General features: G+C 66.1%; 8 protein-coding genes and 2 pseudogenes. 5 read left to right on the top strand and 5 right to left on the bottom strand.

The window, feature by feature from the left end; translation table 11 throughout:
• Positions 1-287 (bottom strand): annotated as a pseudogene (locus tag ACWDXS_RS03335) (hypothetical protein); the annotation flags it as partial.
• Between the two features lie 296 nt (positions 288-583).
• Here ACWDXS_RS03335 and ACWDXS_RS03330 point away from each other — a divergent pair.
• Positions 584-2,233, top strand: coding sequence for an FAD-dependent monooxygenase (locus ACWDXS_RS03330; RefSeq protein WP_449961483.1), 1,650 nt, complete (start codon positions 584-586; stop codon positions 2,231-2,233).
• 149 nt (positions 2,234-2,382) lie between these two features.
• Here the strand turns inward: ACWDXS_RS03330 and ACWDXS_RS03325 are convergent, their stop codons facing one another.
• Positions 2,383-3,018: a TetR/AcrR family transcriptional regulator gene (locus tag ACWDXS_RS03325; protein WP_378628561.1), complete on the bottom strand. Its 636-nt coding sequence runs from the start codon at positions 3,016-3,018 to the stop codon at positions 2,383-2,385.
• A gap of 235 nt (positions 3,019-3,253) precedes the next feature.
• Between ACWDXS_RS03325 and ACWDXS_RS03320 the strand changes: the two genes are divergently transcribed.
• Positions 3,254-3,721, top strand: coding sequence for an SRPBCC family protein (locus ACWDXS_RS03320; RefSeq protein WP_449961479.1), 468 nt, complete (start codon positions 3,254-3,256; stop codon positions 3,719-3,721).
• A gap of 23 nt (positions 3,722-3,744) precedes the next feature.
• On the opposite strand, the pseudogene ACWDXS_RS03315 reads toward ACWDXS_RS03320, so the two are convergent.
• Positions 3,745-3,887, bottom strand: a pseudogene (locus ACWDXS_RS03315) (phosphate transport system regulatory protein PhoU); the annotation flags it as partial.
• Between the two features lie 101 nt (positions 3,888-3,988).
• Positions 3,989-4,207, bottom strand: a complete 219-nt coding sequence (locus tag ACWDXS_RS03310; RefSeq protein WP_449961476.1) for a hypothetical protein — start codon at positions 4,205-4,207, stop codon at positions 3,989-3,991.
• Positions 4,208-4,593: 386 nt separating this feature from the next.
• On the opposite strand from ACWDXS_RS03310, the gene ACWDXS_RS03305 reads away from it, so the two are divergent.
• From ACWDXS_RS03305 to ACWDXS_RS03295, 3 genes are all read left to right on the top strand, one after another.
• Positions 4,594-5,022, top strand: coding sequence for a Fur family transcriptional regulator (locus ACWDXS_RS03305; RefSeq protein ID WP_449963392.1), 429 nt, complete (start codon positions 4,594-4,596; stop codon positions 5,020-5,022).
• A 22-nt stretch (positions 5,023-5,044) separates the two neighbouring features.
• Complete coding sequence (katG, locus tag ACWDXS_RS03300) at positions 5,045-7,276, top strand: catalase/peroxidase HPI (protein WP_449961474.1); 2,232 nt, start codon at positions 5,045-5,047, stop codon at positions 7,274-7,276.
• 497 nt (positions 7,277-7,773) lie between these two features.
• Positions 7,774-8,259 carry a hypothetical protein gene (locus ACWDXS_RS03295; protein WP_449961471.1) on the top strand — a complete coding sequence of 162 codons (486 nt, stop codon included), beginning with the start codon at positions 7,774-7,776 and terminating at the stop codon, positions 8,257-8,259.
• A gap of 261 nt (positions 8,260-8,520) precedes the next feature.
• Here ACWDXS_RS03295 and ACWDXS_RS03290 read toward each other — a convergent pair whose 3' ends face one another.
• Positions 8,521-9,117, bottom strand: coding sequence for a hypothetical protein (locus tag ACWDXS_RS03290; protein WP_449961468.1), 597 nt, complete (start codon positions 9,115-9,117; stop codon positions 8,521-8,523).
• Positions 9,118-9,137 lie beyond the last annotated feature (20 nt).

The following is a 9,137-nucleotide window of genomic DNA, read 5'->3' as shown; positions in this document are numbered from 1 at the left end:
CCGTTGTTGCCCTGGTTACCGCCACCATTTCCCTGGTTACCGTTACCGCTGCCCGGATCCGAATTCCCGTTGTTGCCGCCATTGCCGTGGTCTCCCGGACCCGCGACCAACCGAACAGCGTCGCCGTCGGCGAACCCATCACCGCCGGAAACCTCGGTGGAGCCCAGTCCCTCGGCGACGCTGATCTTGTCCCTGGAGACGACGGTCGGCTGAGCAGCCGCAAGCCCGCCGTAGCCGAGGAGCCCCAGAGCGCCCACGGCCCCTGCCACCACGGCTGTACGCCTCATCCGACCGACTGTCACGCGCCGCCGTCCTGTCCTCGATAGCCCTGCTCCCACCATTGCGGTCGCTTCCGGCTCCCCCTGCGTTACGCATCGCCGCGCCCGAGCACCGGCAACCTGCGGATCACACAGTTCGAGGTACCGCGTGAGTCGGGGAGCTTGTGGCCGCGGTGGACGGTTCTGTCGGCCGCGATGGCTCGATTCCCGGCGATCCGTCGATTCGTGGGATTCCGCGGGCCGGTGCCAGGCGTACGATCAGCGAACAACATGAGGCGGGGGCTTCCAGCGTGAGGTGATGTCGCATGTTCGATACCGATGTTCTGATCGTCGGCGCAGGTCCGGTGGGCTCGGCCGCCGCCGTCGAGGTGGTCCGGCGTGGCGTCCGGTGCCGGATCATCGACGCGCAATCCGATCCGCCGCAGTACGCGAAAGCGGTCGGCGTCCAGCCCCGCACGCTGGAACTGTTCGAGTCGATGGGCATCCTGCGCGAGGTCCTCGACGCCGCGGTCCTGTTGCGCGGCCAGATCGTGTACATCAACGGCGCCGAGGCCGACCGCATGGATCTGGCGCTGCCCTCCGAGATTCCGTTCGGGTTCCTCGGACTCCCCCAATACGAGACCGAGCGGATCCTGCGACAGCACCTGGAATCGCTGGGCACGCGAGTTGAGCGCGGAGTCCGGCTCGTCGGGTTCACCCAGGACGAGGACGGCGTCGCCGCCGTGCTCGCCGGCCCCGAGGGCGAGCGCACGGTGCGGGCACGGTATCTGGTCGGCTGCGACGGTGCGCACAGCACCGTCCGCAAGACGCTGGGCCTGACGTTCGAGGGCGCGGCCTTCGCCGAGCAGTACATGCTCGGCGATGTCGAGCTGGATTGGGCACAACCGCACGGCTACACCGTGCGGTCGATGCACCAGACCAACGGTGTCACCGACGACGTGCTGGTGTGTGTCCCGCTGCCCGGCCACCACCGATACCGGGTGTCGATGCGGGTTCCCCCGGAACTGGCCTCCGACAACTCCGTCGGCGGCGACAGGGTCGAACACGGACTCGGCACCGGGCCCGGACCTGCGCTGGCCGATATTCAGGCGGTGCTCGACCGGCTCGCGCCCTCACCGACGACTGCCTCGCACTTGCGCTGGTCCTCGGTGTTCCGGATCAGCCATCGCATCGTCGACTCCTACAGTCGGGGAAGAGTTTTCGTCGCGGGAGATGCCGCCCACATCCACCCGCCCACGGGCGCCCAGGGCATGAACACCGGCATCCAAGACGCCCATAACCTCGCCTGGAAGCTCGCGCTGGCTGTCGCAGAGCTAGCCGCGCCGACGCTGCTGGCCAGCTATGACGCCGAACGCAGACCGATCGGCGAGGAGGTGGTCGGTCGCACCGTCCGCGACGCCCGCGACGGGATCGGTGCCGGCGAATCGGACCCCGAACGTGTGCTGCTCCGCGAGGCACAACTCCTGATCGACTATCGTGACAGCCCTATCGTCACCGAATCCCCCAGCGGCGCACCGTTTCCCCTCGCGGGCAGCCGCGCTCCGGACGCGATCGGGCTGACCCGAGACGGCGTGACGTCGCCGTTCCGGCTCTTCACCCTGCTCACCGGCCCCGACCACACACTGCTCTGGTACGTCGGCGACACCTGCGACACAGCCACTCTCACCGAAATCGAACGCCACGTCGACCTGCTTCGCAAACTGACCGACGGCCACCTCGACACCTATCTTGTCGCGGGCCCCCGCGCCGCCGTCGACCCGACGATCCTCCCGGTCATCCGTGACAGCGACGGCGACTTCGCGCGGCAGTATCACTGCACCGCCGGCGCGGCCTACGTTGTCCGCCCCGACGGCTACCTCGGCTGTGCCGCCTCCCCTGCCGCCCCGGACGACCTCATTCGACATTTCGAGTCGACCTTCGCCCCGGCCCCCGAAAGTGTTCTGGGCACCGCCTGATTCACCAGCCCAGCAACAACATTCCCTCCCATCGGCAAGGACACACGACTCTTACAGTGGCCCAGACGAGGGCAAACCCATAGTTGCAGTCGAGTACGACGCGAGAAGGTCGGGATCTCGAATGCGCGACCCATCAGCGTCTTCGGGAGCTATGCGGGCGAATCAGCCTGTGCCACTGAGGTTATCCAGAGCCCGATCATGTCGGCGGTCTGATCGATCACCGCATCGCGGTCCATGCCCTCTTCGTCCATCTTGACCGAGCGCAGCGCGGTGGAGAAGCCCGCGTTGAGCACGATATAGGCCATGGTGTCGACGTCGAGGCCGTGGGTCGGACCGAGCGACTGGATCAGGTAGAGCTTGATGAGCATTCGCAACCGCGGTTCGAATTCGGGGATCCCGCTGCCGTAGAACTGAAGGTCGGCCACCAAGGCGCGCACGAGGGGACCGTTGGCAACGAGGATTTCGACGCCGACACGGATGATCTCGGCAACCGTGTCGCGCCGAGGTTTGTCGGCGACCGACTTGGTGAGCAGCCGAGCGTATTGTTCCTCGGCCTGCACGAACAGGCTGTCGGTGAGTTCCTTGACGATCTCTTCCCGGTCGGTGAAATACCGGTACAGAGTGCCGATGCTCATGCCGGCCTCGGCGGCGATCCGGTTCGTCGAGGTGTTGCCGATACCTCGATCACCGAACAGCTGAGCGGCCACCTCGAGAATCCGCGCTTTGGTCTCCTTCGCGCGATCCTGCTGAGGGCGTTTGCGCTGTTGATCGGCGTGGGTTGGCATCAGGTAGACCTCGAGAGCAGGCGGAACAAGAGAGAGCGAGAACGCACACCGTCATGATCACGAAAACACCGGAATCGGTCAATTGCCACCCGAAGCCCGAGTGCCGCACTCCTGTTTGCGCTTTCGGGCCTCGGGTAGGCCGCCACTGTACGAGTTGCAGCGCCTCGAAGGCGCGCAGCTGCGAACGAATCCAGTCTGTGGCGGCGACGCAGGCAGGCTGGGGAATGGAGTACTCGTGAGCACAGTAGCCGCAACTGTCGATGTAGACGTCCCGATCCGTACCGCCTACAACCAGTGGACGCAGTTCGAGACCTTTCCGCAGTTCATGGAAGGAGTCGAGCAGGTGAGTCAAGTCGGCGACCGGCACACTCACTGGCGCATCCATGTCGGACCGTCGACACGGGAATTCGACGCCACCATCACCGAACAGCACCCGGACGAACGAGTCGCGTGGAGGTCCGACGATGGGCCCAACCACGCCGGGGTGGTGACATTCCACCGTCTCGACGACACCCATACCCGGATCACCGCGCAAATGGATGTCGACCCGGAGGGTTTCGTCGAAACCGCCGCCGACAAGCTGGGCGTGCTCGAACACCGAGTGAACGGCGACATGAAACGCTTCAAGCAGTTCATCGAGACCGAGGGCCGCGCAACCGGAGCTTGGCGTGGCGATATCCCGCGCCCCGATGCCGGGATCTGAACCGTGACGTTTCGGGTGAGGCACTACAGGCCGCCGTGTTGGGCTGTAGTGCACTCCTCGGGGGTTCGACCGGTAGCCGTGAATATTGTCCGGCGGCCGACTTCTACGGTGTGATCGGCGACCGCTCGCAGTAGCGGCCCAGCAAGGTCACGTCGACATCCACCGCCTGAGTGCCGGGCGGCAAAGAAGGTCGAGTCCTCGGTTCCCGAGCCCGAGGTCAGGTGAGGGCTACCGCGATGCGCCACGGCGGCCGGCGACCAACAGGGATCAGAGCTGTTCGGTGCTCCGCAACGCTTCGGCTACCGCTTCGAGCCGCCACTGCGCCCGGCTGGATAATCCGGCGGCGCACGTACACAGCCTGCGCAGATCCAGGTCTTGGAGTTGGGCGACAAGCTGGTTGTCGTGCGTCACCATCGCCGCAAGGGTCTCGATATCACCATTTTCAGGAGTTCTGTCGAGCTGCTGAGCTGGACCAGAAATCGGCATTAGCGGTCTCCTCGTGTCCCGCACGGCAAGGCCACCGGCGCGGCGAAAGTTCTTCTGTTGGGGTGCAAACGGAATTCCCTTCTCCGACAACGTCAAACAGCCAGAAATCGACCCACTATCGCAAACTTCGGGCTATTTCCGGGGTGTCGTCACACCCTGGTGGGCACCGCCGCGGACTCGTCGTGCGAGCAGCGTCCGCCACCGCACCGGCGACGAACGCCACAGTCACAACGACAGCGGCGACGCCGGGCCGGGCGGCGGAAATACGTGCCGGGTGCGGAGCGCCGAAGCGGTCAGCACGAAGACACGACGGCCAGCAAATACTTGACTGATTCCAGAAAACGCGGAAAACTGCGGATGTGCCCACGGACGCGGAGTTCCAGCAGATGCTGCGGGGAGTTTCTGTGCGGGTGACAGCGCCGCGCGTGGCGGTGCTGAGCGCCGTGCACGCGCACCCGCACTCCGACACGGATTCGATCATCCGTGCCGTTCGGTCCCGTTTGTCGGCGGTCTCGCATCAGGCCGTCTACGACACCTTGCGCACGCTCACCACCGCCGGGCTGCTCCGATGCATCCAACCTCGCGGCCTGCTTGCCCGCTACGAGGCACGAGTAGGTGACAATCACCACCACCTGATCTGCCGAACGTGTGGCGCGATCGCCGACGTCGACTGCGCGGTCGGCGAAGCACCCTGCCTGACTGCCTCCGACGACCTCGGCTTCGTGATCGACGAGGCCGAGGTCATCTACTGGGGCCTGTGCCCCGAATGCGCGGACTCCGCGCTCAGCGAACACAACTCCGCTCCCAGCCTGTAAGACCCGTCCAGGAAGGAATATCGTGACCTCCGATAGCCGCCCACCCGCTCCTGACGCCGAAACTCTCAGCAACAGCGAGAGCGAGAACCCGGCGATCCCCTCGCCCACCGCGGACACCGACCGCCGCCCCCACTCCAACAAGGACTGGTGGCCCGAACAGATCGACGTCTCGGTCCTGCACGCCCACTCGTCCAAGTCCAACCCACTGGGCGAGGACTTCGACTACGCCACGGCATTCGCCGAGCTCGACGTCGACGCCCTCAAAGCCGATATCGCCGCGGTACTGACCGACTCGCAGGACTGGTGGCCCGCCGACTACGGCAACTACGGTGGCCTGTTCATCCGGATGAGCTGGCACGCAGCCGGCACCTACCGCATCGCCGACGGACGCGGTGGCGGCGGTCAGGGCGCCCAGCGCTTCGCCCCGCTCAACAGCTGGCCCGACAACGCCAACCTCGACAAAGCTCGTCGGCTGCTGTGGCCGGTCAAGCAGAAGTACGGCGACAGCATCTCCTGGGCCGACCTGCTCGTGTTCACCGGCAACGTCGCCCTCGAGTCCATGGGTTTCCAGACGTTCGGCTTCGGCTTCGGCCGACCCGATATCTGGGAGCCCGAGGAAGTGTTCTGGGGCCCGGAGGACACCTGGCTCGGCGACGAACGCTACAGCGGCGACCGTAAACTGTCGGGCCCGCTGGGCGCGGTCCAGATGGGCCTGATCTATGTGAACCCGGAAGGGCCCAACGGCAGGCCTGATCCGGTGGCCGCGGCACGTGACATCCGCGAGACCTTCGCTCGCATGGCGATGAACGATGAGGAGACCGCCGCCCTGATCGTCGGTGGTCACAGCTTCGGCAAGACCCACGGTGCGGGCGATGCGAGTCTGGTCGGCGCCGAGCCCGAGGCCGCGCCGCTCGAGCAGCAGGGTCTGGGCTGGAAGAGCACGCACGGCACGGGCAAGGGCAAGGACGCCATCACCAGCGGCCTGGAGGTCGTGTGGACGGCCACCCCGACCCAGTGGAGCAACGGCTTCTTGCAGAACCTCTACGGGTTCGACTGGGAACTCACCAAGAGCCCGGCCGGTGCCTGGCAGTGGAAGCCGAAAGACGGTGCGGGCGAAGGCCTTATCCCTGATCCGTTCGGTGGGCCCGCGCGCACCCCGACAATGCTGACCACCGACCTGTCCCTGCGCGAAGACCCGATCTACGAGGAGATCACCCGACGCTGGCTCGAGCACCCCGAGGAGCTGGCCGAGGCGTTCGCAAAGGCCTGGTACAAACTCCTGCACCGCGATATGGGTCCGCTCAGCCGCTATCTCGGTCCGTGGGTGCCCGAGGCGCAGCTGTGGCAGGACCCGGTTCCCGCTGTCGACCACGCACTGATCGACGACCAGGACATCGCCGCGCTGAAGAACACGGTGCTCGCGTCCGGTCTGTCGGTCGCGCAACTGGTCAAGACGGCGTGGGCCTCGGCCGCGAGTTTCCGCAGCACCGACAAGCGCGGCGGCGCGAACGGCGCCCGGATCCGGCTCGAACCACAGCGCGACTGGGACGTCAACGAACCCGCCGAGCTGGCGAAGGTGTTGCCGGTTCTCGAGCAGATCCAGCGAGATTTCAACGCCGCTGCTCCCGATGGCAAGGCGGTGTCACTGGCCGACCTGATCATCCTGGGCGGTTCGGCGGCGATCGAGAAGGCAGCCGGCGATGCCGGTCATCAGATCACCGTGCCGTTCTCGCCCGGGCGCACCGACGCCACGCAGGAGAACACCGATGTCGACACCTTCGATGTGCTCGAGCCGCGGGCAGACGGCTTCCGCAACTACGTGCGTCCCGGGGAGAAGGCGCCGCTCGAGCGTCTGCTCCTGGACCGCGCCTACATGCTCGACGTGACAGCGCCGCAGCTGACGGTGCTGATCGGCGGCCTGCGTACGCTCGGCGCCAACTACGGTGGCAGCGCACACGGTGTCTTCACCGACCGGCCGGGCGTGCTGTCGAACGACTTCTTCGTGAATCTGCTCGACCAGAGCACGGAGTGGAAGGCCTCGGAGTCGGCGGAGAACGTCTATGACGGTGTCGACCGGCGGACCGGCGAGAAGCGATGGACGGCCACCGCCAACGATCTCGTCTTCGGCTCGCACTCGGTGCTTCGCGCGGTGGCCGAGGTGTATGCGCAGAACACAGCGGGAGCGAAGTTCGTGAACGACTTCGTCGACGCGTGGGTCAAGGTGGTCGACAACGATCGGTTCGATCTGCGCTGACCTCTCGACCGCCGATGATTGCCGTCGGCTCCCACGATCGAGCCGACCGGGTGTCCCGGTCGGCTCGATTCGTTTCGAGCGCTTACTTGCCGAACTTCTGCTGCCCCTCGGCCGCGCGGGTCGTCGGTGAAGCGGCTCCGGAGAACGCACTTCGGCGAAAGGCCTTGTGCAGTCAGAAGTTACCGCCCGGCCGCCAAATCTGCCGCAGATTCCCTGGTCGGGGCACGTTATTAAATGTTTCTTGAGAGAGTGCACCGGCTGCAGCGACCACGTCTGCCGCCTGATAGCTTGACGGATACGAATATCGGATTCTGCAAAGACCCTCGCGGCGCCGGGGCGGGACCGTGCGCAGGATCGGAACCCTGCTTGTCCGCTGGGTCGACCCGTTCATGCGGATGTGTGCTTGATCAGGAGCTTGCTTTGTCCGGTGCCAGAAATCTGAATTCCGCAATTCCACAGCAGTGTCTACTCGGGGCAGGCCTGTCCGGTGAGCGCAGGTGAGCGCACCGGATTCGTGGTACCCGGCGTCGGCTCAGCACGGTCCGTTTCTTTCGCCGCAGGAATTGCTTGCCGCGATCAACGGGGGCGCCGATTGTGATCAGCCGCTCGCGCGCTGGGCTCGCACCCTCGGGTCGTTGTATCGGGACTGGCTGGCCGAACCGTCCGCCGTCTGGGTCGGTCGTCAGATCGCGGAAGTCGCGCACACCATCGATGTGTGGATCACCGCGCAGCTTCCGCGGCCACGCCCCGGCGCTCCGCGGGGAATCGACACGGTGGGCGGGGTGATCGGCCGGGTCGCGGAAGCCGCCACCTATGCCCACTGGGCGCTCCACAACGCCGAGGACGCCCAGCGACATCGAGCCTGGCACCATCTGGCCGAGATGAGGGAGGGCTACGAGGACCTGGTGCGGTTGGTCCTGGACGGTTCGGTCAACCTGCCGAAGTCGTGGCCCACCATCAGCTGGCCGGCCGCGGCGACATAGAAATCTGCTGGGTCTCCCCGTTTCGAAGCGACACACCGGGGTATCGCCCGCTTGTAAACCAGAGACCGCCACCGGGGACAGGATGACCGAACTCCTGACCGGTCGGCGGGCGGTTGCCGGGACCAGCGCGTCCCGTTCGGACGCTGCCCCAGACGACGGCCCCGGCAACCGCCAACCATGGTCGGCGAGGCAGGATCCGAGGCCACCGTGTCGATGGGTGCTCACAGCAGCACCGGACCCCGCGACGACAAGAGCTGGTGCCTAGATCGCGGTTGGAGCACCCGTCGCGACTACGGTCGCCACCTCTGACGCGAATGCACCTCCGGCCGGCGACAACGGCCAATCCGTGGCGAGACGAAACCTTGCGCCGATCATCGACACCGCGTTCAGCACCGCGTCGACACCGTCCCACCCTCTCGCGATCGCGCAGGTTTCGCCGTCGACCCGAAACAGACACAGCATGCCGTCCCCGCCGCCGGCCTGTACAGGCCGGCAGATGGCAATCGTGTGCCGGTCGCCTGCGTGGATGATCGTCTGCGTCGCCACTACATCGGCGTCATCCACGGCCTCGGGTCGATCACCAGCGGGTGGTACCGGAAAGCCGAGATTCGCCGGGACGACAAACCGCGCCGACGCGCCGCGATTCGCCTGCGCGAGCAAGTCGCCGATCTCGAGCAGAGCCCGGTAGAGCGCCGCCAGCGAATCGGGGCCTTCGGTAGTGCGCCGCGTGTCCGCCAGCCGATAGGCGCACTCCACCTTCCCGCCAACCGGTCGCGGCCGACTCACCTCGATGACCACGATCTGGCCGCCTTCGGTGACGCGCCGGGACAAGATCGGTACTTCGACGGACTTTCTCACAACGCCTCCCACTCATGGCA

This window comes from Nocardia sp. NPDC003183, assembly GCF_053590715.1.
Note: the sequence above shows the minus strand (reverse complement) of the source record. Positions and strands in the feature narration are given on the sequence as shown.